Origin of the sequence: Geothrix alkalitolerans, assembly GCF_022808885.1 — a bacterium.
GTDB lineage: Bacteria > Acidobacteriota > Holophagae > Holophagales > Holophagaceae > Geothrix > Geothrix alkalitolerans.
This window is the reverse complement of the sequence record NZ_JAKZLE010000006.1, coordinates 226,235-251,491: the sequence shown is the minus strand read 5'-3', so window position 1 is coordinate 251,491 and position 25,257 is coordinate 226,235. Positions and strand designations below refer to the sequence as shown.

Here is a 25,257-nt window from a genome sequence, read left to right as displayed (position 1 = left end):
TTCGATCCATGGCGGCCGTAAATAAGGTGTATTCTTTTTATACAAACCATCGATCCAGAGGGGGTCTCGGGGCCCATTCTTGGCACAAGCGCTAAATTAAATGGATTTAATAAAGCAAGGACCTCCGACCACACTCACCTACTATTCCTCTCGAGGCGCCTATGGACCCCATTTCCAATCACCGATCTCCAAATCGAGGATATTCCCTCATCGAGCTGATTGTGGTACTCGCCATCATTGGAGTGCTGGCCTTGGCGAGCATTTCCTCGCTTGGTCCCAAGTCTCCGAAAGCGACCCGTGCGGTCCTTCTGGATCTGAGAAATGCCCTTCAGAATGCACGGCAATCCGCCATTTCCAGCGGCAAGACTGTGCGGATTCGGCTCGAAAACGTCTCTGGGCAATGGCAATTCAGAGCCATGGACACCTCACTTGCAGAGACCAACGCGATCGCGACGTTTTTCTCCGATACCCTGCCATTGAAGCCCCTGACTTACTGTTCCCTGGCCGCGGCCTTTCAGGATCTCCCGACGACTTCCACGACAGTCACATCCTTATTGCCCGCGAACTCATATGGCTTCGGGGCGTCTGCCGTTGCTGGGGCCTGGACCCAATGCCTCGCGGGCTCTTCGCAGTATGGATTCAGCCCCACCGGTTCCACGGTCCAACTCGCGGGGCCCTCGCCAAATCCGACGGTCAGTGTCGCGAACGGAGGTTTCTGGGTGGGGGTGGTCGGCACCACGCCGAACACCAGCGGTGTCCCCTACGGGGTCGTCCTCGTGACAGAACAGGGGCAGATCATCACCTACTACAAGGGAGACGCTCAGTTGGATGACACCCCTGAGAACAAATGGAAACGTTTGGAGTAGAGAAAATGAACACCCCCCGACCCTCATGTTCAGCACACTCATCGGCTCATGGGTTCTCGATGATCGAGTTGATGCTGGTGGCATTCATTCTGGCCGTAGGCCTGCTCGGACTGCTCAGCCTTCAAGTCGTCTCCATCGCCAGTGGAGGGCAATCCCGCCTGAGGGGCACGGCGACCATCCTCGCCCACAACCTGCTTGATCGCGCCGTGGCGGAAGGACTGGTTTCCTCCGCTGAGCGGTACGACAGCGGGAACGGAACCATCACTTCGACGGGTTGGACATTCATCGACCCCGTTGGTCTCACACCAGCCACCTCCGGGGGCGGCACCAACTTCTATTACGACGTCCAGGGCAATGCTGTGGCAGCCGCGGATCCGAGCCGGGTCTACACCGTCAGCTGGCAGCGTATGCAGGGGATGATCGGAAGCAATGTGCTGGCGATGCAGCCATTCGTCGTGAACGTTCAGTGGAATGAAGCCGTCAAGACTTCAAATGGAACCACGTCTATCCAGGCGCATTACTTCTCGGCGAGCCGAAATGTCCGCATCTGAGTCCAGTCCGACTATCCGTCGTTCCCGCGGTTTCTCTTTGATTGAGATGCTGATAGCTGTCGCGTTTCTTTCAATTCTCATGGCGGGCATGTTCAAAGTCTTCGCCTCCAGCACCTCTGCATTCATGGCGGGCATGGAAACCATGGGGGTTCAGCGCAACACCCGCTGGGGATTGAACCTGCTACAGGACGAGATCCTGGAGGCAGGATTCCTCTTCCCTGTACGTTCCGCCCCGGGCGGGCTCATGGCAGGTGATAGCTTCCAGCCCCCCCTGCTGATGCAGGCAACGGACTACATTCCGACCGGCGCCAATCTCCCTGTCGATGAGTTGCAGATGGTGATGGACGTTCCTCTGGATGTTCAGGGTCAATCGTCAGACACCATCGCTTTCGGGGCCAGCCAATTCCCCGCCACCATCCCGACAGGAGCAGGGGTGATCCAGGCGGGAGATATGCTCTTCATCCAGGATGCTGGCGCGGAATTCCCGACCATCAGCGTGAAACCTGGAAGCGGGACCAACGTCACCATCCAACTGCAGACCTCGGAAAGCGCCGGGATTGATCCGAACACCGGCACCCCGCTGAACAACATTAGCCCGACGGGCGGATTCAAGTTCCAGCACGCCAAGGGAATGCCTTTTTCGGTGATCCGGCCGGCCCAGATCATCCGATTTACTGTGGTCCCCCGGGCGTTGGATCCCGCCGATCCAAATACCATGGTCCCCTGTCTCGTCCGCCAGTCGAAGCCACTCGTTCCCGGCGAGATCTGGGCTCCAAACAAGAATGTCCCCACCGCAGACGAGCAGATTCTCCTGGAGAATGTGACCGGGTTTGCCGTGGATTGGAGCATTGACGGGGGGAAGACTTGGCTGCGCGCCTCGGGTGCCGGGAATGAGTGGAAAGCCATCCGGGGGGCCCTCGACGCGGCGATCAAAGGAAGCCCAAGCCAGTTCATCAAGCAATCGGGCGGAGTCGACAACCCGACTTTGCCCATGTGGACCCTCTACACGCCGATTTTGATGCGCATCGACCTGTCCACCCGTTCAGTCATGCGGCGGACTGAATTCAGTGCCGACAGCACGGCGGCAAATCCCAAAGTCGACTACCGCACCCGGAGGGAGACCATTCTGCTCTCTCCGCGGAATTGCGGGATCGGCTCCAATTAAGGGTTGCGACCATGAGCCATCCGACACCATCCAGCCACCGAGAATCAGGTGGAATCGCCATCCTAATGGCCCTCATCCTGTTGAGCGTCGCGGCCGTGGTCACCGTGAGCCTCAGCCGCTCGGCCATTCGTGAGGCCCTCATCACCAGCAACGAATCCACCGGTCGAAAAGCCTATGAAATGGCAGACTCCGGCATCGACTATCTCATCACTTGGAGCAACACCCCCTACGTGACTGCCCCCTCTCCCACGGCGCAGATGATCGCGACCCAGTACCAGGCGCTCTTGAATGCAATCGACCCGTCCAACAACACCTTCACCGGCATGGACCCCGACGGCACGATCAAGGTCACAATGTTGGCCTCGAACATCGGCGGGGATCTGACGCCAGGCACCGCTGGGTATCTGCAAACAACTAGCGTCGTTCAACCCGCCTTCGACTTGGAACTCCGCTACCTGGGTCATCCTTTTGCCACCCAGAAGTCAAAAGGCCCAGCCGCCTTCATCGCGCGCAGCACAGGCAGGGCCAATATCGCGAACACTGGCCAATCCTTCATCTCCCGTCGCGAAGCGCTCGTCTACTGAGTCGAGGGAAACCATGTCCAACATACGCACTGCCCTTCTGTCCGGTCTGCTCTTGATCCTGGGGTCGAGCCTCAAGGCCCAGGTGGAACCCCAGCTCCGAACCAGGACCGACACCCTGGATGTTTACAAATCCGACGCCGGACAATCCGCGGTCGTCTGCCTCATGGATTTCAGTACCCTCAGCCGGGCCGTGTATGAGCCAGCGATCTACCTCACCAACAACGGCCGCAACCAGTACATCGCCAACGCCGGTGTACCCGGAATCGATTGCAGTACAATTATTCAGGGCAAGGATTATGGCTACATTTTCCTGCTAAAAAAGGGGACGACCGAAGTCCGGCTTTATCGTTGGCCACAGAGCCAGGACTTCTATAACGGAAGTGGACACGGTCCCGCCGCCCCAGCTCTTGTTGGAACTCCGTATCAATTTTCCGGGAGCAGCAACACACAGTCCAAGGCGAGTGTTATCGCGGGATCTTCGGATGCGGACACCATTGCCCACATCACGCATGTCCGGTTCACCATCAACGGGCGCAGCGTGGATCTTCCATGTCCCTCCCAGATCTGGGACTCGCCCTACTCGGCCGATCCCAGCAACCCTCGCCGCCCCAGCAATTCCGGCATCACCAATTTCCAACACACCCAGGCCGGATCGGACGGCCCCCATTATGATCCCTGGTCTGAGGCGAATCTGAGCGGTACGAACCCAGCTTCGGGATCGGACCTTCAGAATATTCCCGCCGGCTATGTGCCGATCGGCAACTTCTATTATCCCTTTGATTACATGGCGTGGATATTCGGATCCAAAGAGGTCGGGAACGGATTCTGCTGGTCTGCCGCCCCAACCTCCGGCAACTATGCCTCGCCCGCCGGCTATGCGGTTCCCGCTGCGACGGAACAGACCACGGTCCCCGGAATGAGCGGCAAGGTCACGGCAGAGGGCTGGTTCAACGGACTGCCCGTGATGGCGAGGTACCAGGCGCTGAAGATGGCAGCCATCAACGTCTTCTTGGACTACGTGGGGAAGGTGAACATCGTCTATCGCTATGTGGATGGACGTGTCGACAATCCTCTCAACTCCGAAGAAGGCATCGACTGGGGCAACGTGGGCCCGGTAGACAACAATCCGTCCCAGAGCAGTCTGTGGAATGACGTGTCCATTAGGAACCGGAAGTATCTTCGCAAGCTCACCAATGATGCGAGCACTGGCGTGTCCACCAACGCCACAAGCCTTCAGCGCATGGGCCCTTCCGGATGGAGCCAGGTCTACCTCCAGGCTCCGAAAACCTACGACGCGCTGAATGATTTCATCGAAGCCACCGGCAATAACGATCCCTGCAAATTGAGCGGGGGCACCATGGACCCGCGAACCCCGCAGCCGTGGGCCTACGCTTTGGCCAACACCTACTATCGGACGACCGTCGAACCCACAAAGCACAGCATGACGGATATTTTCCCGGCCTCATCCGCCACCTGCCCCAGCCAGAAATACGTGATCATGTTCCCGACCGGTGGATTCACGGATTCGACCGACATCGGCTCACCCACAAACATCTCCGAAGACGCCGCCATTGCTTATGGCAGCAAGTCGGGGGCCATCCCTTCCGGCGTCGGAGGAGGCGTGCCGCAGATCGGCGGGAATTATCCAGGGGCCCCGCTTTGCCAAGGCCCCAGCGCCACTGGATCCCTCACCCCTGGGAGCATATCCTTCCATCCCGCGGCCCTGGCTTCTGTCGCGGCGTTCGCGGAAGCCGCAACCAACACCTCCTCCCATTGGGGCGCTCCCTGGGAAATCGCCCCGGGAACCACCCGAAGCTCTGCGAACCCGGGCCTTCAGACGCTGGTCGTGAGCGTGGGCATCCCCGGGAGCGTCTACTGTGGATCTTCCCACAACCTTCGCAGTGCTTCGGCTCAGTTCTTCCGCATTGCCCAGTGGTCAGATCCAACCCGAAAGGACCTGGGATATGGCAAGTGGTACTCCGACAAGCCGGGCTATGACACCTCCATCGTGGATCCCACCAACCCTGGTCAGGTCCACTACTACCCTTCAGGAAGTCCAACCCAGCTGGAGGATAATTTCAGGAACGCTGTCGCCTATATCGTGGCCGGTTCCGCCTCCCTGTCGGCTCCCGCAACCCCCTCGACCGGGGCCCGTGTCACAACGCAAGCCTACTTCGGCATTTTCCGGACCAGCCGCACGCCAGTCTGGTCAGGCAACCTCTTTTCCGTCGGACTCAAGCGGAGCCTCAATGCCGCGGGAACGACGGAAGTCCTGTCCTTCTACGATTCCCAAAGCCGGAACACCATTGCCTCCTATACCCCCACCGATGCCCTGAACCAGCCCCTTCTGGACAGCTCGGGCCAACCCATCGTGATCACTGGAACCAATGATTTCGATCATCGGCACCTCTGGTCCGCCTTCGACATTTTCGGTGCCTACCTCAGCACGGATTACTCCAATGGGGTGCCGCCCTACACCGACGGCGTCGCGGGAGGCAGCGGGCTGCTTTGGAGCCAGCGGAACGTATACACCCTGAACGGTTCAGCCTTGACAAGATTCGCCTCAGACAACACCACCCTGGTGAATGCCCTCGTCGCTCAGTTCACCGCGGCGGGCTACACCCCTACACCCACCACGGCGACCGTCCAGAAATTCATCAATTTCATCCGCGGGCAGCACAGGAATCCCACCTACGCCGCCACCAACAACCGAATCGACATCATGGGAGATATCGTCAATTCCTCGCCTCTGGCCATCGAACTCGGATCGGACAACATCCGGGATCTGCCATCCTCCATTGCCTGGCCCAGCACAGGTACAGATCCGCATGTGAGGCTCGTCCTAGTGGGAACAAACATGGGACAGCTCCACTGCTTCGTGGAGTCCGCTTCCACCGACGCCAGCGGCTACGTAAAGGCGAAGGCCACTGAAGCCTGGTCCTTCATCCCACCCGATGTGCTGAACACCCTCTATCAGGTCTACTTGAACGATGGCATCAATGATGTGCTTCCTCATACCTATACAGTTGACGGGAACCCCGCACTGTTCTGGGAGGACGTCCCTCCCTCAGGCTCACCCATTGGAAACACCCGCGTAGACGCAACGGAAGACGCCATCATCGTCTTCGGCATGCGAAAAGGCGCCAGGAGCTATTACGCGCTTTCCCTGAGTGGGACCGGTGGTACCCCGGGGCTTCCCAAGTTCATGTGGAAGCTCGATCCGCAGACCTCAACCATCGATACGGTCAAGAGAATGGGGGCGAGTACCGCGACTCCCGTCTTCACCTACATCAGCACCGACGGAACGCTGGCCACGAAAACGGCTGTGTGCTTCCTCCCCGGTGGCTATGCCAACCCCGAAATCAATGCCCGTTATCGCGTCAGAGCCAACCCGCCCATCACTTCGAGCCAGGGGATGGGACGCTCCATGCTCGCCCTGGATCCTCGGACGGGTACCATCCTCAAGACTTGGGATTGGTCTGGAGACCCCAAAGTCGGCGCCATCCCTTCCGCTGTTTCTCCCCTCGGAATCTTTTTGGGCTACCCGCTGGTCCATCGCATCTATTTCGCCGACATGAAGGGCAATGTGATGGCCTTGGACTCCTCGTCGCTCAGTGGTGCGGACCCAGCCAACGGATACCCGGGAGGATTCCGCCTGGACACCAGCATCATGAACAACTGGAGAGCGACGCCGCGGTTCATCTACAGTAACTCCGCCTTCCGCTTCAGCACACGGCCAGAGACGAGTCTTCTGGACAGTGGCTACCCGGTCCCTGCCGTGAAATTGGGTAATCCTCCCCCTTCGCAGCCGAATTTCGCTCCGATGACGGCCATGATCGCCATCGGATCCGGCGACTGGAACAATCCGACAGACGCCGATGAATCCGTCTCAGATGGGACCATCACTCTCAAGAGTTACCCCCCCCTTACCAATCGCATGCTTGTTTTTGCGGACCGGCAAGACAGCAATAACCAAGGAATGGATACATCTGGCATTCCGGAGAGCAGCCTTCAGGAGATCAAGGACACGAGCGATGCGAACTTCAATTGGACCACCAGCTATACCAATGACAATGGGAAGGTGACGCCAGGAGACTCCAATTACCTTTTTGCGAATAATACAGGTTATTACTACGATCTTCTTAATGGTTCCCTACCTGGTCAGGCCTATCTAGACACCACGCACGACAAAGTGCTTGTCAGCCCTTTGATTAAACAGAATTCCATCTTCTTCTCCATATTCAACATCAATGGGAATTCAGGTTATAAGTGTTCTTCCAATGCGTTCACCAGGACATTCCGTGAATGCGACATACTCCGCCCCCTGGGAATTTCGAGCCAGAGCAGACTCGAGGCCTCGACGCTCGTCGGCGATACAGACACCCTCAACCGGAACTCAGATTCCTGCAGCGGATTGGCCTTCTTCTTCAATTCCCTGGCCAGCGAGATGACGGACACGGGAGATCGGGTGATTCAAGGCGGTGCAGTCACGGCTGCCTCGACGACGTCCTTCAATCAGCAGACGGGATCCAACACAGCCTCGCTGCAGAATGTCCGGGATACCTCCAAGCAGGCAGGACTCAAGCTCCGTTCCTGGCGCGTAGTCCGATAAGGATGTTCACCTGTCCAACCTGGGCCCCTTCGGGGGCCCTTTTTCTATCCGAACTGGATGGGATCCCGGTCCAGGCTGATGGGCCCTGAAGGTTCCAAGGGATGGCGCGCAAGGACCTCGCCCAGGGCTCCGCGGGTGCCCTTGAGGAGCAGGTGCATGCGCCAGCGGTCACGAACGCGGGGAACGGGAGCCTCCAGGGGACCGAGCACCCTCAGGCCGGGGACAGTCAAGCGTTGCCGGAAAGCCTCCAGGGCGTCGCGGGCCTCCTTCGGCGTGTCCGCCTCGGCACGGTAGAGACTGAGGGCCGTGAAGGGCGGGTAGCCCAGACCCTCGCGGAAGGGCAGCTCCGAGGCGGCGAAGCCCTCGAAGTCCTGGGCCAGGGCGAAGGTGATGGCCGGATGCTCGGGCGAATAGGTCTGGAGGATCACCCGGCCCGGCAGCTCGGCCCGGCCCGCGCGGCCCGCCACCTGGGTGAGCAGCTGGAAGGTGCGCTCGGAGGCCCGGAAGTCCGCCACCTTCAGGCCCTGGTCCGCGTTGAGCACGCCCACCAGGGTGAGCTTTGGGAAGGTGTGGCCCTTGGCCAGCATCTGGGTGCCCACCAGGATGTCCACCTCGCCAGTCTCGGCGGCCAGCAGGCCCGCTTCGAAGGAACCCCGGCGGCGCGTGGTGTCCCGGTCCAGGCGCAGAATGCGGGCCGACGGAAAGAGCTGCTTCAGGTGCTCCTCCACCTGCTCCGTGCCCTCGCCCACGCCCCGCAGGTGATCGGCGCCGCAGTCGGGGCAGGCCTCCGGCGGTACGGTCTCGTGGCCGCACAGGTGGCAGCGCAGGCGGAAATCGCCGCGGTGGTAGGTCAGGGAGATGGCGCAGTGGGGGCAGCCGAGCGTCCTCCCGCAGGCCCGGCACATCCAGAAGTTCTCGTAGCCCCGGCGGTTCAGCAGGAGCAGGGCCTGCTCGCCCCGCGCCAGGACCTCCGTGAGGGCCCGCATCAACAACGGCGTCAGGATCACCTTGCGCCGCATCTCCCGGTACGCGTCCCGCAGATCCACCACCTCCACGGCCGGGAGGGTGATGCCCGCCGGCCGCTGCTTCAGCTGGAGCAACCGGTAGCGCCCGCTCTGCGCCGCCTGCCAGCTTTCGAGACTGGGTGTGGCGCTGCCCAGCACGATGGGGCAGCCCTCGAGCTGGGCCCGCTTGATGGCCAGGTCACGGGCGTGGATGCGGGGGTGTTCCTCGGATTTGTAGGAACCCTCATGCTCCTCGTCCACGATGACGAGCCCGATGTCCCGAAGCGGAGCCATCACCGCGTTCCGGACGCCCACGAAGAGGTCCGCCCCGTTGAAGAGCAGCCGCACCACGTCGCCGTGCTTCTCGCCGGCGTTGAGACCGGCATGGCCCACGGCGACGCGGCCGGGGAAGCGAGCCTCCAGGCGGTCCAGCAGCCGGGCCGTGAGGCCGATCTCCGGCACCAGCCAGAGCACCCGCCGACCGGCCGCCAGCACCCGCTCCGCCAGGGCCAGGTACACCTCGGTCTTGCCCGAGCCGGTGACGCCCTGGAGCAGATGCACGCCGAAGCTCCCGGGATCCACAGCCTCCAGGGCCGCCCGCTGCTCCTCGTTGAGGATCACCGTGCGGTCCGCGCCCGCCTCCCGGCGCTGGGCCAGCAGGTCCACCCGCTTCATGCGCGCCACGAGGCCGCGCTTCTCCAGGGTGCCCAGCACGGAGGCGCCCACACCGGCGGCCTCCAGCAGCTCCGGCTCCATGAGGGCGCCGCCAGCTTCCTCCAGGGCCAGGAGGATCTTCGCCTGGGCGGAGGTCACCCGGGGCGGGTGGGGGGCACCGGTGAGGCGCACCTCCGTGAAGCCCGCGCCCCGCAGCAGGGGCCGGTGCAGCAGCGTGGGCAGGATGGACGGGTCCCGGTGCCAGGCTTCGCCCAGATCCCCCAGCACGTCCCAGGCGCCCCGGTCCCGCTGGAACGACAGCCGCTGTCCATCCTCGTCCGCCTCCCAGTGGGGCAGCAGGGCCTGGGGCAAGCTCAGGGGCAGCAGGTGGGCCTCCAGGCAGCCGTAGTAGCGGGCGGCGAAGGCCTGCAGCTCCCGCAGCTTCGGCGGCAGCAGGGGAAAGGGGTCGATCACCGCCTCCACGGGGCGCAGCCTCGCCGCGGGAGGCGCGGGATCCGGCCCCACGGCCAGGCCCACCGCCAGGCTGTTCCGCACCCGCACCCGCACCCGCACCCCTGCGGGAAGTCCATCCGGCGCCAGGTAGGTGAGCGGCGGCAGGGGACGGTTGAGCTGGATGCGCGTGGGGACGAGGCTCATCGGCCCTTCACGGCGAGGGCGCCCCAGCGGGTCGCGAGGTCGGGGCGGTTCAGCCGCGTGGCAAGGTCCCGGGCCTTTCCTGGAAGGCCGGGCCAGCCCATCACCTCGGCCGCTTCGTTCAGCACCTGGTCGGCGGCCCCAATGTCTCCCTGGGAAACCTGTGCCTCCAGCAAGGGACCAAGGTTCCAGTCCCAGGAGATGGCGTTGTTCCCCAAGTGCATCTGCCCATCCAGGGCGGCGTCCCGGAGGTCATTCCAGCGGGGTTCCAGGACCTCCCGGATCGTCGTCCAGTCGCTCCTGGATTTCGCGTCCTTCAGATACGCCTCGAAGATGCCCTGGGGCGGCCAGGACCCCGGCGGAGTGCCGGGCAAGGCCGGAATGGTCGCCAGCAGGGGCTGGAGAGGCCACCCGCCGCACTTCTGGGAGGCGGCGATCCAGAGCTGCCACGTGGCGAAGTTCTCTGGCGACCGGCGAAGCGTCTCCTCCAAGGTCGCCTTGTGCCGCTCCAGCACCGCGATCATGGATGGAGAGTGCTCCGCAGCAGATCTCCGGATCTGATGGCCGAGCAGAAACCCATGGGAGCCATCGGGCGCGCCGCCAACTTCGCGGAGGACGGTGTCCAGCTGCTGGGCCACCGCGGCCCAAATCTTCAGGTCCACCTCGGGATCGAGCGGCTTGACGGGAACCGGCTCCGAAGGCGCCGGTTTGGATCCGGAGAGGTTCAGGGCCTTCTTCGTCCGCCGGGTCGCCACGGCGAGGTAGTCCTGGACCAATGCCGCCCGCGCATCCTGGCGGTCCGGGTTATGCCGGAGGAAGGCCTCCAGTTCCTGCGCCCGGGAAGAGATCCCCGCCTGCTCCACAGCCCGGCCCAGAGCCCCTGGCATGGGGATTCCGGCCCCCTCGGCCTTCACGCGGCCCTTTGCGTCCACCAGGGCCCAGTGGGCTCCCTTCGGCCAGCCGAAGCGCTCCCGGAGGACCGGTGCAAGGGCGTCCGCCTTCTTGCCCCCCGCCACCACCTTCAGCGGCAGGTTGAGCAGGATCATGGGCTCCTCGTCCAGGGCCGACCGCATGGCCGCGCCCCAGGCGGCCCCTTCGTCCTCCAGGACCAGCCAGGTGCCGAACCGGTTCCGCTTCAGCTCCCGGTCGAAGGCCCCGGCGGGAGATGCGGGTGGTCGCTGGGCCAGCAGCAGGGCGGGCAGCAGCAGCATCGTCAGACCGCGCATGGGGAGGCTCCAGGTGCCAAGTTACACTATCCGGATGCTGGTCCTCGGCCTGGAATCCTCCTGCGACGACTGCTCCGCCGCGGTGGTGGAGGAGACGGCCGCGGGTCCGGTGCTGAAATCGCTGGTGCGGGAGAGCCAGGACGCCATCCACGGACCCTTTGGCGGCGTGGTGCCCGAGCTCGCTGCGCGAGAGCACCTGCTGCAGGTGCGCGCGGTCATGGCCGAGGCGGTGGCGCAGGCCGGAATCGGACTGAAGGATCTCGACCGCATCGCCGTCACCCGCGGGCCTGGCTTGGTGGGCAGCCTGCTGGCCACCTTCAGCGCCAGCAAGGCCCTGGCCTGGCAGGAAGGAATCCCATGGGTGGGGGTCCACCACCTGCTGGGGCACTTGAACGCCGCCCGCTTTTCTGCGCCCGACCTGCCGTTTCCGGCCCTGGTGCTGCTGGTTTCCGGCGGGCACACCCACCTCTACCTGGCAAAGGACTGGACCTCGCTCCAGCTCCTCCAGAAAACGCGGGATGACGCGGCGGGCGAGGCCTTCGACAAGGCCGCCCGCATGTTGAACCTGGGCTACCCCGGCGGGCCCGTGGTGGACGCCTGCGCCCGCACCGCGAATAAGGCCGCGGATCCCTTCACGCCGCCGAAGTTCCGCGACGGCAAGGCCTCCTGGAGCTTCTCGGGCCTGAAGACCGCCGTGAAGCTGCGGGTGGAGCGGAACCCGCGCCTGGCCGCGGCGGGCGCTAATGATTCTGATGTCCAAGGCCTCTGCCGCAGCCTTCAGGAGGCCATCAGCACTTGGCTGCTGAAGCCCCTGCCCGCGCTGGCGGAGGAGCATGGCGCCAGAGGCCTCGTGATCAGCGGCGGCGTGGCCTGCAACTCAAGGCTGCGCGCCGACGCCGCGGTCCTGGCCGCCCGAACGGGCTTGACCCTGGCCATCCCCGAGCCGCGCCTCTGCACGGACAACGGCGCCATGATCGCCGCCGCGGGCGCCCTGCTGGAGCCGGACGCCGAGCCCTGGATCCAGAACGCCGACGCGGACCTCAAACTCGGAGCCTGACATGGACGTGACCCGCGAGGATGTGCTGCGCTGTGCCGCCCTGGCCCACCTGAGCCTGCGAGAGGAGGAGATCGAGCCCATGCGGGTGGCCATGGCCCGTATGCTCACCCACGCGGCCAGCCTGGATGAGCTGCCCCTGGACGAGGTCGAGCCGATGTTCCAGGCCCTCGCCCATCCCCTGCCCCGCCGGGAGGACGAGCCGCGGGATACGTTCACGCAGGCCCAGGCCCTGGCCAACGCGCCCGAGCAGGTCCTGGGGCACTTCGTCGTGCCCAAGGTCCTCTGACCGGAAAAAAGAAACGGCTCCGAGGAGCCGTTTCCCATGGGCAGGAATAGGAATCAGAAGCTGTAGCGGACGCCGAAGCGGACCGAGCGAGGCGACTGGAAGGTGGTGGGGGCCTTGAAGTAGGGGTTCGTCTGGCCCACATCGAGGCCGCTGAAGTTGTACCGCTGGTCCAGGGCCGTGGCGCTCTGGCTGTTGAGGACATTGGTGACGTCGAGCGAGAGGCGCACCTGCTGCTTACCGACGATCTTGAAGGTGTAGCCCAGATTCAGGTCCAGGCGGCTGGTGTTCGGGGTGCGCCCTTCGGATCCGCGAGGCGTGAGGAAGAGCTCGTACCGGGTGTAGGGGAAGGGCTGCACCTGGTCCGCGAAGCCGAGGCGGTTGACCGGGGTGCCCGTGGCATAAGTGAACGAGGCGCCGAGGCTGAGGCCGAAGTCCCATTCGTAGTAGCCGTTCGCCTTGACCTGATGGGTGCGGTCGCCACTGAGCCGTCCCTCGCTGTTGACCATGAAGGCGGGTTCATCGAAGGCCGAGTTGATGTTCGGATCCAGCTGCCCGGTCCCATCCGGTCCGCCGACCCCCTGGTAGGCGCCCTCGTAGTTGCCGTCCAGCTTGCTCCAGAGGTACGAGGCCTGCCACGTGTAGTGGTCAGCGAACTTCCGCTGCACGCTGACTTCCACGCCCTTGTAGTCGCGGGTGGCCCGGGGGTACTGCTTGCCGGTCTGGCTGGTTCCGGGGTTCATGATGAAGTAGTCGCCCAGGGGGCTGTTCACATCGAGGGAGTCCTCGATGGCCCGTCCCACATAGCGGCGGATGTACTTGGCTCCGAGGACGTAGTTGGCGGCCACGGTCGTCTCGGCCCCCAGGATGAGCTCATCCGAATACTGGCCCTTGAGATCGGGATCCACCGGCTCGATGTACGAGCCGACGATGGAGCTGGTGCCCGCGGCGGGGTCCGGGACCAGGCTGGTGGGGCTGAAGTTGAAGATCGTGGGATTGCTCTCGTCGCTGAAGGAGCGGATGACGAGATCGAGGGGCACCTGCTCGTAGAACCGTGACAGGCTCACATAGAGCTTGTCCTGCCCCTTCCCGGCCCAATCCCAGATGACGCCCAGGCGGGGGGCCCACTGGTCCTTCAGGTCGATCTTGGTGGCCCCGTGCTGGTCCTTGATCTTGGTGGTGTCGAGGCGGACACCCAGGTTGAAGGTGAGGGCAGGGGTGGCGGACCACTTGTCCTGGATGAAGTAGCCCGCGCTCTCGTGCTTCGGAGAGGCGTTGAAAATGATGCTGGGCGCGTTGTTCACGTCCGCGCCGGCGACGGTCCAGTAGTAGTGGGAATAGGTGCCGTTGCCGTAGTCCGTGACCTGCTGGCCGCCCGAATACCCGCGGTGGATGGTGGCCTTGTCGGTCTGGAGGTCGAACCCGCCCTTGAGCTCGTGCGGCCCGAGGTACCAGGTGAGCGAACCGGAGAAGTTGGTGCGGGTGAAGTCCTTGTCGTCGTAGCGGCCGAACCCGCCGCTGTTCCGCTGGGTGGTGTTGTCCACGGTCTGGATGAGCGTGGCCCCGGCGCCCGTGGGCAGGACGGAATTCTTCTCCTCGTGCTGGCTGGCCTGGAGCTGAACGAACCAGGACTGGCCGGTCAGCTCATATCGCAGGCTCAAGTCCGTGCCGCCGATCTTCCGCTCGCCATCCCAGGTGGTTGAGGGACCCTGGGGATCCTTCACAGCCCCCGTGACCTTCTCGGGGTCGCCGAGGATCGAGGCGATGAGGGTCTGGTTCTCGGCGAGACGCCAGGTGAGCTTCAGGGCGTACAGGTCGCGGGTGGAGTCCGTGGGAGCCTTCAATCCATAATCCGGCCCCGGCACCCGAACCTGGGATTCCTGGGAGTTGGTGCGCCGGTCATAGGCGGCGAAGAACCAGAGCTTGTCCTTGATGATCGGGCCACCGATATCGAAGCCGTATTCCGAGGTACGGTTCTCCAGGAGCAGGGGCTTCAGGCGGAGGTTGGCGTCGTCCGTGTGCCGGTTCCCGCTCTTGAAGGCCCGGCCCTCGGAATAGGCGAACACGTCCCCCGAAAATTCGTTGCCGCCCGACTTGGTGATGACATTGATGATGCCGCCAGTGGCCTTGCCGTATTCCGCCTCGTACCCCCCGGTCTTGACCTGGAATTCCTGCACGAACTCCTGGGGGATCTTCTTGCCCTGGGTGCCGAACTCCACGTTGGTGGTGTTGATGCCATCCACCACGAAGTTGTTCTCGGCCCCGGAGGAACCGTAGACCTTGAAGCCCACGTTGTCCTGGGACACGCCGGGCGCGAGCAGTGCCACATTGGCGAAGTCGCGGGTGGTGGGCAGCTTCAGGATGGCCTCGCTGGTGTAGTTGCTCCCGGCGGTGGTGGCCTTCAGATCCACGGTCGCAGGGGCGTCCGTCACTTCCACCGTCGCCGCCGCGACGGATTTCAGCGTCATATCGACCGTGGCCGTGCGGTCCAGGCCGACCTGGATCTGCGCCTTCGCGGCGTTCAGGCCTTCCTTGGTGGCGGTGATGGTGCAAAGTCCCGGGGGCAGCAGGCCGATGCGATAGGTGCCGGATTCATCGGTGGTGGTGGAGCGGCCTCCCTGGATCCCCGCCCCGCTGACGGACACGGTGGCGCCGACGACCGGCCGTCCCTTCGGATCCATCACGCGCCCCTGCAGGGACCCCGTGGTCTGGGCCGAGAGAACGGCTCCGGAGGCTAGAAGCAGGGTCAGATAGCGCATGCGACGGCTGGCCATGGCCGCTCCAAAAGGAATGGCCACCATCGGATGGCCAGATTCAAAAAAGAAGTGGCTTCATCATGGACATTTGAATGTCTGCATCAAGGAAAATTTCCATGGCACTCATTAATGATACAATGATCATCATTTATGTCGATACAGGTATCTAGCTGAATAAAGACAAGATCAGCCAACCTGACCACCCAGATTCCCGTGCCCTGATCCTGAGTTCCCTATTACCAATCACCACCGGAGTCGCCGCCGGAATCCCCACCGCCCCAGTCGCTTCCGCCACCGGAGTCGCCCCAGTCGCCTCCGCTCGACTCGCCCCAGTCGCTGGAGCCGCCGCCAGAAGCGCCGCCGCCCCAGCCATCATTGCCGCTCTGCCCGTCGTGATGGTGGTGGTTTCCGCCGCCCATCATGCTCCCGATCATCATGCCGGTGAGTAGCCCGCCCATGCCACCGCCCGGCTGGCCATAGCCGCCCTGCTGCATGGGGGCCGCTCCCTGCATGGGCGCATCCAGGCCCAGGCGCCGTCGCGCGGAGGGGGGCAGCTCCTCGTCCTTCAGGGTCTGCACCCCGGCCAGGGCGCCGCAGTAGCCGCAGGTCCACTTCACGGCGCGGAGGCCATCCCATTCCTGGACCATCTTGTCGCCCGTGGCGCCGCAGGCGGGGCACTTGGGATAAGGACACGGAAAAGTGTGCGGTTCCAGCGGCGCGGTCGGGAGAGCCCGACGGGAGGCGCCAAGCTGCTCGGGGCGGTCCTTCTTCCCGCGGAGGACGAAGAAGAGCACGATGCCGATGATGAGGATGATCCAGAACATGGGGAACCCCCGGGGAACCTTAAGGGTACCTCGAAACCCCAGGGGGTACTTGCTGGCATGATCAGCATCATGCGTTCCCGCATCCCGCTCCCGGAGGACCGCCCCTGGCGTGTGCTGGGCCTCATGTCCGGCACCAGCGCCGACGGCGTGGATGTGGCGGCGGTGGAGGTGGACCCCAGGGGCTTCGAAGCCGGGCGGCCCTTCCGCGCCCTCCTGGGCCATCGGGCGGAACCCTATTCCGAAGGACTGAAAACCGCAATCCTCGCAGCTGCCTCGAACCGACTGGCTCCCGCGGAGCTTTGCATCCTCCAGCGGCGCCTGGGGGACCACCACGCCCGTGCCGCGGCGGATCTCTGCGCCGGATTGAACCTGGTTCCCGACCTGGCTTCCCTTCACGGCCAGACCGTCCAACACCGGCCTGCGGAAGGTGCCACCCTCCAGTTGGCGGACCCCTACGTGCTGACTGAGGTACTGGGTTGCCCTGTGGTGTGGGACCTTCGCCGCCGCGACATGGCCCTGGGCGGCCAGGGCGCTCCGCTGGTGCCCCTGCCCGAGCGTTGGCTGCGGGGTCCCGAACCCTGGCTGGCCCTGAACCTGGGCGGCATCGCCAACCTGGCCTACTGGGACGGCCACCGTCTCCAGGCCTGGGACACGGGTCCGGGCATGTCCCTCCTGGACCTCGCGGCCCGGCGCTGGCTCGGCCAGGCCTTCGATCCCGGAGGTGCCGCGGCCACCGGAACGGTGCACACCGGCCTGCTGGAACGGTGGCTGTCGCATCCGCACTTCCAGGCGGTGCCTCCCAAGTCCACCGGGCGGGAGGTCTTCGGCGACGCCTGGCTCGAGGCGGAGACCGGGAGACTGGAATCCCTTCCAATGGCGGATCGCTTGGCCACGCTCGCCGCCTTCAGCGCCGAGGCCGTGGCCCGCGAAGCGACGCGTCTGGCCCCGTTCACGCCGGATACCCGCGGCCTGGTGAGCGGCGGCGGGGCCCTGCACGGCCGCCTTCGCGCGGAGCTGGCCTCGCGCCTGCCGCTGCCTCTCGTAGACGACGCGGCCTTCCCCTCCGGCGCCCGGGAGGCCGTGAGCTGGGCCCTGCTGGGCGCGGCCAGCGCCCTGGGTCTGCCCGGGAACCTGCCGGAGGTGACCGGCGCCGCGCGGCCCGTGGCGCTCGGCAGCTGGGTCTGGCCGTGAGGCTCGCCCGCTGGGTCGACCACCTGCCTCTCTGGGTGGCCTTCGGCGCGGCCGTGTCCACGGACATCTACGAGCCCGGCGAGCTGGCGGTCATGGCCCTGCCCCTGGGGGCGGCGGCCGTGGTGGAGGCCCTGCGCTGGGACCTGGGCCGGCACCAACGCTGGCTGGAGGTTGGTGCCCTGGTCTTCTTCCTGGCCGATCTCGCCCGGGGCCGAGGCATCTTCCCGGTGGCCATCCACACCCTGTTCGTGCTGGCTGGCATGAGGCTGATCCTGCCCAGAGGGCTGCCGCAGCGCCGCCAGCTGGTGCTCATGGGGTTCCTGCTCTTCCTCACGACGGCCGTCAGCACCACGGATCTGGTGTTCCTGGCCTGGGCCTTGCTCTGGCTGGGATCAGCCGCCGCCGCCCTGCTCCAGCAGAGCTGGGAGGGCTCCGCCAGCCTGCGCCGGGGCGTGCTCTCCCCGCCGCCCTATGCCCGCATCCCCGGCTGGATCGGCGCGACGCTGCTGATCGGCGCCGCCTTCTTCCTCATCCTTCCACGCCTCCAAGCCGGGTTTCGTCCCGCGGCGTTCATGGGAACCGCGGCGGCCGCAGGCCGGGCGGGTTTCGGCGACCAGTTGGACCTGGCCGGCGGCGGCCCCATCGAACCCAATCCCGAGGTGGTCCTGCGCATCGCTCCGCCTTCCGGCACGGATCCGACGACCGTACCTGGATTGGACCTGTTGCGCGGCTTGGCGCTGGAGACGGTCCAGGGCCCACGCTGGACCGTCTGGGACCTGACACCCGCCGGTGGGAGAAGCCCGCAAGGTGGAGCCGGTGCCAGGCAGGCGGAGTTCCTGTTCTATCCCAGCGCCCAGGGCATCCTCACCCTGCCCTACGGAACCACGGGCCTGGCCCCTGACACGCCCCTTCGCCGCGGGGGAGGGGGCAGCCTCCGCTGGCGGTTCCCCGGGACCAGCCCCATGCCCCTGGCGGTGACCTGGAGCCCGGGAAACGCCGGCCCGGCGGAGACCGTCCTGTCCTCCCGACGGCTGGAGCACCTGCTTGAGCTGGGCCCCGAGCATGAGGCCGCTCGGCGCTGGAGCCTGCGCCTGGCGCCGGGCATCCTTCCCACGCCGGAGCTGGCCCGGACCCTGGAGCGATCCCTGCGCGGATTCCGCTATACCTTGGACAATCCCTCCGGTCGGGCGGCAAATCCTCTGGAGGATTTCCTGGACCGCACCCAGGCCGGCCACTGCGAGTACTTCGCCTCGGCCATGGCCCTGATGCTGCGGGCCCGGGGCGTGCCCGCCCGGGTCGTGAACGGCTTCCGCCTGGGCCCCTGGATTCCCGAGGGCGGCTACTTCCGCGTGAGCCAGGACCAGGCCCACAGCTGGGTGGAGTACTGGGATCAGGGCCGCTGGCATGTGGCCGATCCCACGCCGGCCGCCGCGGGCTTGGATCCCCGGGAAGGTCCGCACAGCCTCGGCTTTTTCTCGCGTTGGCTCGACACGCTGCGCTACGAGTGGGACCGCCATGTGGTGCGTTTCTCGGACCAGGACCAGGTGGCGGGCCTCTCTTGGATCCAGGCGCGGATCCAGGGCTGGGAGTGGCGCTGGAAGGCACCCCCCGCCCGCCTGTCCTGGGGTCTCGCCCTGGCGGCCGCCGCCTGGATCGCCTGGCGGACACGGCGGCTCTGGCGACCCGCACCAGCGGGCCCGGGGGCTGTCAGGGCCCTGCGTCCCCTGCTGGCCCGGACCCGGCGCGTGGCCGCCCCCTTGGCTGGAGAGACGGCCAGGTCATGGCTGCTGCGGCTCGGCGCCCTGCGACCCGAGCGTTCCAGGGCCCTGATCGAGCTCGCCAACCGGGTGGATGCCGAGGCCTACGGCGGCCGGAACGGCGCGGCCTCCGCCCTGGCGAAGGCGGAGGCCGCGGCCTGGCGGAATTGGAAACGACCTAGCTCTTCGTGAACTTCTCGAAGGCCTTCATGAACTCCATGGGCAGCGGGAAGACGATGGTGCTGTTCTTCTCCGTGGCGATCTCCGCGAGGGTCTGCAGGTAGCGCATCTGGATGGCCGTGGGGTTCTCGCTGATCTTGTTGGCGGCCTCCAGCAGCTGTTGGCTGGCCATGAGCTCGCCCTGCGCGGCGATGATCTTCGCCCGCTTCTCGCGCTCCGCCTCGGCCTGCTTGCCCATGGCCCGCTGGATCTGCTCGGGCAGGTCCACGCTCTTCAGCTCCACGCTGGTGACCTCGATGCCCCAGGGCTCGGTGGAGTGATCGATGATCTCCCGCAGGCGCTGGCTCAGCTTCTCCCGGTCCGCCAGCAGCTCGTCCAGCGTGACCTCGCCCAGGATGCTGCGCAGCGTGGTCTGGGCCATCTGGCTGGTGGCGTAGTAGTAGTTCTCCACGCCCACGATGGCCGCCTTGGGATCCAGCACCTTGAAGTAGACGACGGCGCTCACCTTCAGGCTCACGTTGTCGCGGGTGATGATGTCCTGGCTGGGCACGTCCATCACGACGGTGCGCAGGCTGACGGTCACGGCCGTCTGGAAGGGCCGCCACACGAAGCAGAGGCCTGGCCCCTTGGGCTTGTCCTCCACCTTCCCGAGCGTAAAGACCACCAGCCGCTCGTACTCGTTCACCACCTTGAGGCAGGCGAAGAAGTAGATCAGCAGGACGAGCGCGATCGGGCCGAAGCAGCCGAACGACGTGGCGAGGAGTTCTGGCATCGAGGACCTCCGGGGGGGATGCCCATCATGCCACCAGAGAAAGCCGGGAAAGACAACCCGCTTCTCGGCTATCCTTTGGGCGGTTTCTTCCAGGAGGGTGTATGAACGCGAAGATCCTGGCGCTCCTGCTCGCGGCCGGATCCGGCCTGATGGCCCAGTCCACCACCTTGAACGGAGGGCTGCAGGCGGGCCTCGGCTTCCCCGTCGGCGACTTCGCCGACAAGAAGGAGGGGGGCTACTACCTCGGCGCCAACCAGGGCCTCGGCGTCCACTTCGGGGGGCACATCGACTTCAACTTCACCCAACACCACCAGTTGCGCCTGGTCCTCAACGCGAACGGGTTCGCGAGCAAGGAGCAGACGATCTTCGGGAACACCCAGCAGAACCGGTTCGGCGTGGCCCAGTTCGGAGCCGACTACGTCTTCAACGCCATCTCGCCGTCCCTGGGAGGCTACTTCCTGGTGGGCCTGAACGTGAACAAGGTAAAGGCCACCTACGAGCTCGCGGGCTTCCCGGACGTGGAGGCCAACCAGTCCGGCCGCATCGGCGTCCGCATCGGAGGGGGCTACACCTTCTCCCGCGTCTTCAGCCTCGAGGGCCACCTCAACAGCGTGTCGGTGGAGAAGAACGGGGCCGACGGCCTGGGCATGGACTCGATCAGCTGGCTCGCCGTGAGCGCCGTCTTCCGGTTCGGCCGATAGCCTATTTCCGAACGAAGGGATTGCTCGCCGCCTCTTCGCCCAGGGTGGTGGCGGGCCCGTGTCCCGGGATCACCAGCGTGGCGCCGTCCAGGACGTAGAGTTCGCGCCGGATGCTCTGCTCCAGCGCGTCCCAGTTCCCGCCCCAGAGGTCCGTGCGGCCTACGCCGCCCCGGAAGAGGGTATCGCCGGCCAGCAGCACCTGACCCATCTCGAAGGTGCCGTGGAAGCAGCAGGAACCCGGCGTGTGGCCCGGGGTGTGCAGGGTGGCGAGGTCCATGTGCCGGTCCCCGGCGTTCAGACCCGTCATCTCGGGCTGTGGGATGGCCGGCATCCCGAACATCGACGTCTGCTGGGCCAGGGCCTCGATGAGGAAGGTATCGTCCCCGTGCAGGTGGGCGGGACACTGCCAGAGGTCCTGCAGTTCCTTGGTGGCGCCCACGTGGTCGAAGTGGGCGTGGGTGTGCAGGAGGGCCGTCACCCGGAAGCCCAGGGCCTCCACGCGCTTCCGGATCTTCGCGCCATCCCCGCCCGGGTCCACCACCACGCCCCGGCCCGTGTCGGGGTCCCACAGCAGGGAGCAGTTGCAGCCCAGCGGACCCACGGGGAAGGTCTCGAGGTTCAGCATCCCCCCATTGTCCCAGATCTGCCCCCGCCGACAGCTGATAGCGGAGAGCTGACAGCTACACTGAACCGTGGCCGCCATCCGGAACAACCTCGACAAGTCTCCCGCCCTCCAGCGCAAGCTGTCGGACCTGCCCCTGCGTCCCGGGTGCTACCTCTACCGCGACCAGAAGGGGGCCCTGCTCTACATCGGCAAGGCCAAGGTGCTGCGGAACCGGGTGAAGTCCTACTTCCAGAACAAGCACCTGGACGCCAAGACCCGCCGCCTCGTGGCCCGCATCTGGGACCTGGAGTTCATCGTCTGCGAGACGGAGCTCGAGGCCCTGGTGCTGGAGAACAACCTCATCAACGAGCACCTGCCGCCCTTCAACATCCTGCTGCGCGACGACAAGAGCTACCCCTACGTGAAGCTCACCTGGAAGGAGACGTTCCCCAAGGTCTTCGTCACGCGGAAGGTACGGAAGGACGGCGGCCTCTACTACGGCCCCTTCTTCCCGGCCAGCACGGCCTACCGCACGGCGGAGCTGGTGTACCGCTTCTTCCAGATCCGCGACTGCGACATCGAGATCGACGGCAAGCGGGGCCGGGCCTGCCTGAAGTACCAGCTCCACCGCTGCACGGCCCCCTGCATCGCCGCCGTGAGCCAGGAGGCCTACCGGGAGCAGGCCAAGGAGGCGCGGCTGTTCCTCGAAGGCAAGCGCGATGAGCTGAAGGCGCGGCTGGAGGCCGCCATGTGGAAGGCCGCGGAGGCCGCCGCCTTCGAGCAGGCCGCCCAGCACCGGGACGCCCTCCAGCAGGTGGATGCCTGGTTCACCCGCCAGAAAGCCGCCAGTCCGAACCTGGAGGACCTGGACGTGTACGGCAGCGCCGTGCTGGACGGCCGGGCCTGTGTCCACCGCCTCATGCTGCGGGACGGCCGCATGATGGGGCGCCAGGAGTATGTGCTGAATGAGGTCGAGACCTTCGACGGCGCTGTGCTGGCCCAGGTGCTCCAGCGCGTCTACAGCGCCGACCCTGTTCCCGGCCGCATCCTGGCAGAAGTGGAGCCGGAGGACGCCGAGCTGCTGCGGGACTGGCTGGGCGGCATGCGGGGAAGCCGTCCCCAGATCACGGTGCCGAAGAAGGGCGAGAAGGTGGACCTGCTGGCCATGGCCCAGGAGAACGCCCGCCTGGCCCTGGAGCGCAAGTTCGAGCCGGCGCGCCTCAACGAGGCCGTGCTCGAGGGCCTGCAGGCCTTCCTGGGCCTCAGCCACCTGCCCCGGCGCATGGAGTGCTTCGACATCAGCCACGGCCAAGGCCGCGAGGTGGTGGCCAGCTGCGTGGTGTTCACTGACGGCGCGCCCGACAAGGCCCGCTACCGACGCTTCAAGATGACCAACGAACAGAACGACGACTTCGCCAACATGCATGAGGCGGTAACGCGGCGCTACAAGAGGCTCCGGGACGAGGGACAGGCGTTCCCGGACCTGGTGCTCATCGACGGCGGCCTGGGCCAGCTCCATGCGGCGGAGGCCGCCTTGAAGGAACTGGGCATCGACCAGCTGGAGCTGGGCAGCCTCGCAAAGAAGGAGGAGCTGGTCTTCCGGCCAGGCTCCAGCGAGCCCCTGCGCATCCCCAAGTCCTCGCCCGTGCTGCAGCTGCTCCAGCGCATCCGGGACGAGGCCCACCGCTTCGCCATCACCTACCACCGGAACCTGCGGGCCAAGCGCACGCTCCAGACGGAGCTGACGCAGATTCCCGGCATCGGCCCTGCCACGGCGAAGAAGCTGCTCCAGGCCTTCGGCAGTGCCGCGCGAGTTCGCGAAGCCAGCGAGACAGACTTGGCGGCGACGGTCGGCCCGGCCGCCACCGGCCGCATCGAGGCGTGGAAACGTGCGCAACCCCAGGGCAACGGCTGATTCCATCGACCTTGACGTCAGGTGGAATCCTCTCAACCAACATGGCAGAAGGCGCCTCTCTCCAGGTGTGCGGGCCAGTCCGCACCTCCCCATGGAGGCACCCATGAAGACTCCCATCTGCCTGGCCGCGGCACTCGGCGCGGCCCTCGCCCTCTCGGCCCAGACACCTCAGAAGGACCAGACCCGCTCACAGACCCGTTCCCAGGCCCGGGATCAGGCGCAGGCCCAGACCCGCGACCGGGACCAGACGCGGGACCAGGCAAGGAGCCAGGACCAGACACGGGACCAGACGCGAGACCAGACAAAGACCCGGGATCAGCTCCGCAAGCGCGATGGCAGCTGCGGCCAGGCGCTGGGCACGGGCCAGAGGTCCGGACGGGCGGCCGGCAAGGGTGGCCGGGGGCGCTGAACGGCCGCACCATGATCGAACCTGACCACGCAGACCTGGAGCCCCGATGATGAAGCGTCCCGTCCTCCTCCTGCTGGCCTGCCTGGGGCTGTCTGCCCAGGAAGATCCGCTCGACTTCGACCTTCCCCAGCCCACCACCCTCACGCGCCTGGCCGTGGGCGGGTACGACCAGGCATTCTCCGATGGCTACGGCCGGTGGAAGGGCTGGACACTCGAAGGCACCATCTACCCCACCCGCGGCGGGCCCTGGCAGCTCGCCGCCGTGGGGTTCGATCGACCCGAGGGCAAAGGAACGCTCTTCTCCGCGGGCAAATACCTGCTCATCGGCAAGGCCTCATCGGTCTTCCTGGGCGTCAGCGGCGGCACCAACACGGACATTCTGCCGAGAGGGCGGGTGGACGTGGACTTCCACCTGGATGTCGCCCACGGTTGGAAGGTGGATCTGGCTGGCGCGCTCAGCCGCTTCGACGGGGACCAGGAGGTCCGGCTGCTCCAGGCGGGCCCCGCCTACCAGGGCCGGTCCTGGAGCGCCTCCGTGTGGTACCAACGGCTCCAGTACGAACCCTACGGGGACTCCGATGACGGCTGCATCCTGAACCTCAGGTTCGGCGGAAACGATTTCGACATGTGGCACAACCTGCGGCTGGCTTGGGGGCGGGGCATCATCGAAAGCACCGCCTCCGGGGGCGGCCTTGCCTCGACGACCACAGCCATGACCACGGGCGGAAGCGGATACGGAGGCCGGTTCGGATATGGCGGCACCGGCTCGTCCATGATGGGCGGCACGACGGGCGCCGCGACCTCCCTGCTTGGCGCCCGTCCCCAGGAGCGCCTCGCCAGCCTCTCGGGACACTGGCCGCTGAGCCCGTCCCTGGCCCTGAAGGCGGAAGCCACCTGGGGCGAAAAGGTCTCGACCTACCACTTCTGGGGCGGCAGCCTGCAGGTGGTGGTCACCTTCTGAGGCCTACTTCGCGGCCCCCATCTGGAGCCTGGAGAGATCCTCGCGGGCCGCGTCACTGCCTTTCTCCGCCGCCTGGCGGTACCATTGGAGGCCCTTCTCCCGGTCCTGCGGCACGTTGAGGCCGTAATAGTACATCACGCCAAGCATCCGCATGGCATGGACGTCACCGGCCTGGGCCTGATCCATGTAAGCCCGGATGGCGTCCGGCGCACCCGCTTCCTGAACTCCACCCTGGGGCTTGGGTACCCCGATCTCCGGCCCCCGGGAGGACAGCAGGAGCGCCGCTCCCCCCAGCGCGAGGATGCCCCCGAAACCCAAGAGCAGCTTCCAGGTCCACGGCCGGGAAGCCTTGGCCGGCGCGCCAGGCGCCTGCGTCTGCCCGGAGGTCCCGGCCTGGATGGAGATCTTCTGCGTCCGCTGGACCGGATCGGACGTCATGGGCAGGACCAGCTTGTGGGTCTGGTCCGGGGCGCCTTCCTGGCCTGGCCGCGTCTCGTGTTCACTCATGGCCCCCCCCCTGGCTCTCGACTG

The 25,257-nt window shown here is 65.6% G+C and carries 20 protein-coding genes; 13 read left to right on the top strand and 7 right to left on the bottom strand.

Annotated features, from left to right (window positions below):
* The first annotated feature begins 161 nt into the window (after positions 1-161).
* From MLJ35_RS13075 to MLJ35_RS13055, 5 genes are read left to right on the top strand one after another with little or no spacing between them, the layout of a single operon-like run.
* Positions 162-866, top strand: a complete 705-nt coding sequence (locus tag MLJ35_RS13075) for a pilus assembly FimT family protein (protein WP_243384714.1) — start codon at positions 162-164, stop codon at positions 864-866.
* Positions 848-1,417: a prepilin-type N-terminal cleavage/methylation domain-containing protein gene (locus tag MLJ35_RS13070; RefSeq protein WP_420843044.1), complete on the top strand. Its 570-nt coding sequence runs from the start codon at positions 848-850 to the stop codon at positions 1,415-1,417. The genes MLJ35_RS13075 and MLJ35_RS13070 overlap by 19 nt, the downstream gene beginning before the upstream one ends.
* Positions 1,404-2,582 (top strand): PilW family protein, encoded by a 1,179-nt coding sequence (locus MLJ35_RS13065; protein ID WP_243384712.1) that lies wholly within the window; start codon positions 1,404-1,406, stop codon positions 2,580-2,582. Before MLJ35_RS13070 ends, MLJ35_RS13065 begins: the two co-directional genes overlap by 14 nt.
* Positions 2,583-2,593: 11 nt before the next feature.
* Complete coding sequence (locus MLJ35_RS13060; RefSeq protein ID WP_275976536.1) at positions 2,594-3,166, top strand: pilus assembly PilX N-terminal domain-containing protein; 573 nt, start codon at positions 2,594-2,596, stop codon at positions 3,164-3,166.
* Positions 3,167-3,179: 13 nt separating this feature from the next.
* Complete coding sequence (locus MLJ35_RS13055) at positions 3,180-7,778, top strand: pilus assembly protein (RefSeq protein ID WP_243384710.1); 4,599 nt, start codon at positions 3,180-3,182, stop codon at positions 7,776-7,778.
* Positions 7,779-7,822: 44 nt separating this feature from the next.
* Here the strand turns inward: MLJ35_RS13055 and priA are convergent, their stop codons facing one another.
* Positions 7,823-10,093: a replication restart helicase PriA gene (gene priA / locus MLJ35_RS13050; RefSeq protein WP_243384709.1), complete on the bottom strand. Its 2,271-nt coding sequence runs from the start codon at positions 10,091-10,093 to the stop codon at positions 7,823-7,825.
* Positions 10,090-11,316, bottom strand: coding sequence for a hypothetical protein (locus MLJ35_RS13045; protein WP_243384708.1), 1,227 nt, complete (start codon positions 11,314-11,316; stop codon positions 10,090-10,092). Before MLJ35_RS13045 ends, priA begins: the two co-directional genes overlap by 4 nt.
* A 13-nt stretch (positions 11,317-11,329) precedes the next feature.
* Here MLJ35_RS13045 and tsaD point away from each other — a divergent pair, with 13 nt between their 5' ends.
* Positions 11,330-12,373 carry a tRNA (adenosine(37)-N6)-threonylcarbamoyltransferase complex transferase subunit TsaD gene (tsaD, locus tag MLJ35_RS13040; protein ID WP_243384707.1) on the top strand — a complete coding sequence of 348 codons (1,044 nt, stop codon included), beginning with the start codon at positions 11,330-11,332 and terminating at the stop codon, positions 12,371-12,373.
* 1 nt (position 12,374) lies between these two features.
* Positions 12,375-12,659 carry an Asp-tRNA(Asn)/Glu-tRNA(Gln) amidotransferase subunit GatC gene (gene gatC, locus MLJ35_RS13035; RefSeq protein ID WP_243384706.1) on the top strand — a complete coding sequence of 95 codons (285 nt, stop codon included), beginning with the start codon at positions 12,375-12,377 and terminating at the stop codon, positions 12,657-12,659.
* 53 nt (positions 12,660-12,712) lie between these two features.
* Here the strand turns inward: gatC and MLJ35_RS13030 are convergent, their stop codons facing one another.
* Both MLJ35_RS13030 and MLJ35_RS13025 read right to left on the bottom strand, forming a co-directional pair.
* Entirely contained in the window at positions 12,713-15,430 is a 2,718-nt protein-coding gene (locus MLJ35_RS13030; RefSeq protein WP_243384705.1) for a TonB-dependent receptor, read from the bottom strand.
* Positions 15,431-15,648: 218 nt separating this feature from the next.
* Entirely contained in the window at positions 15,649-16,236 is a 588-nt protein-coding gene (locus tag MLJ35_RS13025) for a hypothetical protein (RefSeq protein ID WP_243384704.1), read from the bottom strand.
* A 69-nt stretch (positions 16,237-16,305) separates the two neighbouring features.
* Here MLJ35_RS13025 and MLJ35_RS13020 point away from each other — a divergent pair, with 69 nt between their 5' ends.
* Both MLJ35_RS13020 and MLJ35_RS13015 read left to right on the top strand, forming a co-directional pair.
* Positions 16,306-17,427 carry an anhydro-N-acetylmuramic acid kinase gene (locus MLJ35_RS13020; RefSeq protein ID WP_243324537.1) on the top strand — a complete coding sequence of 374 codons (1,122 nt, stop codon included), beginning with the start codon at positions 16,306-16,308 and terminating at the stop codon, positions 17,425-17,427.
* A complete protein-coding gene (locus MLJ35_RS13015; protein WP_243384703.1) occupies positions 17,424-19,376 on the top strand; it encodes a transglutaminase TgpA family protein in 1,953 nt (650 codons plus the stop codon). The genes MLJ35_RS13020 and MLJ35_RS13015 overlap by 4 nt, the downstream gene beginning before the upstream one ends.
* Here the strand turns inward: MLJ35_RS13015 and MLJ35_RS13010 are convergent.
* A complete protein-coding gene (locus MLJ35_RS13010) occupies positions 19,363-20,136 on the bottom strand; it encodes a slipin family protein (RefSeq protein ID WP_243384702.1) in 774 nt (257 codons plus the stop codon). The two genes, MLJ35_RS13015 and MLJ35_RS13010, sit on opposite strands and share 14 nt — an antisense overlap.
* Positions 20,137-20,237: 101 nt before the next feature.
* On the opposite strand from MLJ35_RS13010, the gene MLJ35_RS13005 reads away from it, so the two are divergent.
* The gene (locus tag MLJ35_RS13005) at positions 20,238-20,837 is read left to right on the top strand and encodes a hypothetical protein (RefSeq protein WP_243384701.1); all 600 of its coding nucleotides are present in this window, start codon (positions 20,238-20,240) and stop codon (positions 20,835-20,837) included.
* Between the two features lies 1 nt (position 20,838).
* Here the strand turns inward: MLJ35_RS13005 and MLJ35_RS13000 are convergent, their stop codons facing one another.
* A complete protein-coding gene (locus MLJ35_RS13000; RefSeq protein WP_243384700.1) occupies positions 20,839-21,462 on the bottom strand; it encodes an MBL fold metallo-hydrolase in 624 nt (207 codons plus the stop codon).
* 67 nt (positions 21,463-21,529) lie between these two features.
* Between MLJ35_RS13000 and uvrC the strand changes: the two genes are divergently transcribed.
* The 3 genes from uvrC to MLJ35_RS12985 all read left to right on the top strand — a co-directional run bounded on the left by uvrC (position 21,530) and on the right by MLJ35_RS12985 (position 24,726).
* A complete protein-coding gene (uvrC, locus tag MLJ35_RS12995; RefSeq protein ID WP_243384699.1) occupies positions 21,530-23,356 on the top strand; it encodes an excinuclease ABC subunit UvrC in 1,827 nt (608 codons plus the stop codon).
* 103 nt (positions 23,357-23,459) lie between these two features.
* On the top strand, positions 23,460-23,765 hold the full coding sequence (locus MLJ35_RS12990; protein WP_243384698.1) for a hypothetical protein: 306 nt from the start codon (positions 23,460-23,462) through the stop codon (positions 23,763-23,765).
* Positions 23,766-23,814: 49 nt separating this feature from the next.
* The gene (locus MLJ35_RS12985) at positions 23,815-24,726 is read left to right on the top strand and encodes a YaiO family outer membrane beta-barrel protein (protein ID WP_243384697.1); all 912 of its coding nucleotides are present in this window, start codon (positions 23,815-23,817) and stop codon (positions 24,724-24,726) included.
* Between the two features lie 3 nt (positions 24,727-24,729).
* Here MLJ35_RS12985 and MLJ35_RS12980 read toward each other — a convergent pair whose 3' ends face one another.
* Positions 24,730-25,233: a tetratricopeptide repeat protein gene (locus MLJ35_RS12980; RefSeq protein WP_243384696.1), complete on the bottom strand. Its 504-nt coding sequence runs from the start codon at positions 25,231-25,233 to the stop codon at positions 24,730-24,732.
* Positions 25,234-25,257: the final 24 nt, after the last annotated feature.

Excerpts from the sequence above, each read along its gene's own strand:
- MLJ35_RS13075 (WP_243384714.1), top strand. The coding sequence starts at position 162 with ATGGACCCCATTTCCAATCACCGATCTCCAAATCGAGGATATTCCCTC.
- MLJ35_RS13070 (WP_420843044.1), top strand. The coding sequence starts at position 848 with ATGGAAACGTTTGGAGTAGAGAAAATGAACACCCCCCGACCCTCATGT.
- MLJ35_RS13065 (WP_243384712.1), top strand. The coding sequence starts at position 1,404 with ATGTCCGCATCTGAGTCCAGTCCGACTATCCGTCGTTCCCGCGGTTTC.
- MLJ35_RS13060 (WP_275976536.1), top strand. The coding sequence starts at position 2,594 with ATGAGCCATCCGACACCATCCAGCCACCGAGAATCAGGTGGAATCGCC.
- MLJ35_RS13055 (WP_243384710.1), top strand. The coding sequence starts at position 3,180 with ATGTCCAACATACGCACTGCCCTTCTGTCCGGTCTGCTCTTGATCCTG.
- priA (WP_243384709.1), bottom strand. The coding sequence starts at position 10,093 with ATGAGCCTCGTCCCCACGCGCATCCAGCTCAACCGTCCCCTGCCGCCG.
- MLJ35_RS13045 (WP_243384708.1), bottom strand. The coding sequence starts at position 11,316 with ATGCGCGGTCTGACGATGCTGCTGCTGCCCGCCCTGCTGCTGGCCCAG.
- gatC (WP_243384706.1), top strand. The coding sequence starts at position 12,375 with ATGGACGTGACCCGCGAGGATGTGCTGCGCTGTGCCGCCCTGGCCCAC.
- MLJ35_RS13030 (WP_243384705.1), bottom strand. The coding sequence starts at position 15,430 with ATGGCCAGCCGTCGCATGCGCTATCTGACCCTGCTTCTAGCCTCCGGA.
- MLJ35_RS13025 (WP_243384704.1), bottom strand. The coding sequence starts at position 16,236 with ATGTTCTGGATCATCCTCATCATCGGCATCGTGCTCTTCTTCGTCCTC.
- MLJ35_RS13020 (WP_243324537.1), top strand. The coding sequence starts at position 16,306 with ATGCGTTCCCGCATCCCGCTCCCGGAGGACCGCCCCTGGCGTGTGCTG.
- MLJ35_RS13010 (WP_243384702.1), bottom strand. The coding sequence starts at position 20,136 with ATGCCAGAACTCCTCGCCACGTCGTTCGGCTGCTTCGGCCCGATCGCG.
- MLJ35_RS13005 (WP_243384701.1), top strand. The coding sequence starts at position 20,238 with ATGAACGCGAAGATCCTGGCGCTCCTGCTCGCGGCCGGATCCGGCCTG.
- MLJ35_RS13000 (WP_243384700.1), bottom strand. The coding sequence starts at position 21,462 with ATGCTGAACCTCGAGACCTTCCCCGTGGGTCCGCTGGGCTGCAACTGC.
- MLJ35_RS12990 (WP_243384698.1), top strand. The coding sequence starts at position 23,460 with ATGAAGACTCCCATCTGCCTGGCCGCGGCACTCGGCGCGGCCCTCGCC.
- MLJ35_RS12985 (WP_243384697.1), top strand. The coding sequence starts at position 23,815 with ATGAAGCGTCCCGTCCTCCTCCTGCTGGCCTGCCTGGGGCTGTCTGCC.
- MLJ35_RS12980 (WP_243384696.1), bottom strand. The coding sequence starts at position 25,233 with ATGAGTGAACACGAGACGCGGCCAGGCCAGGAAGGCGCCCCGGACCAG.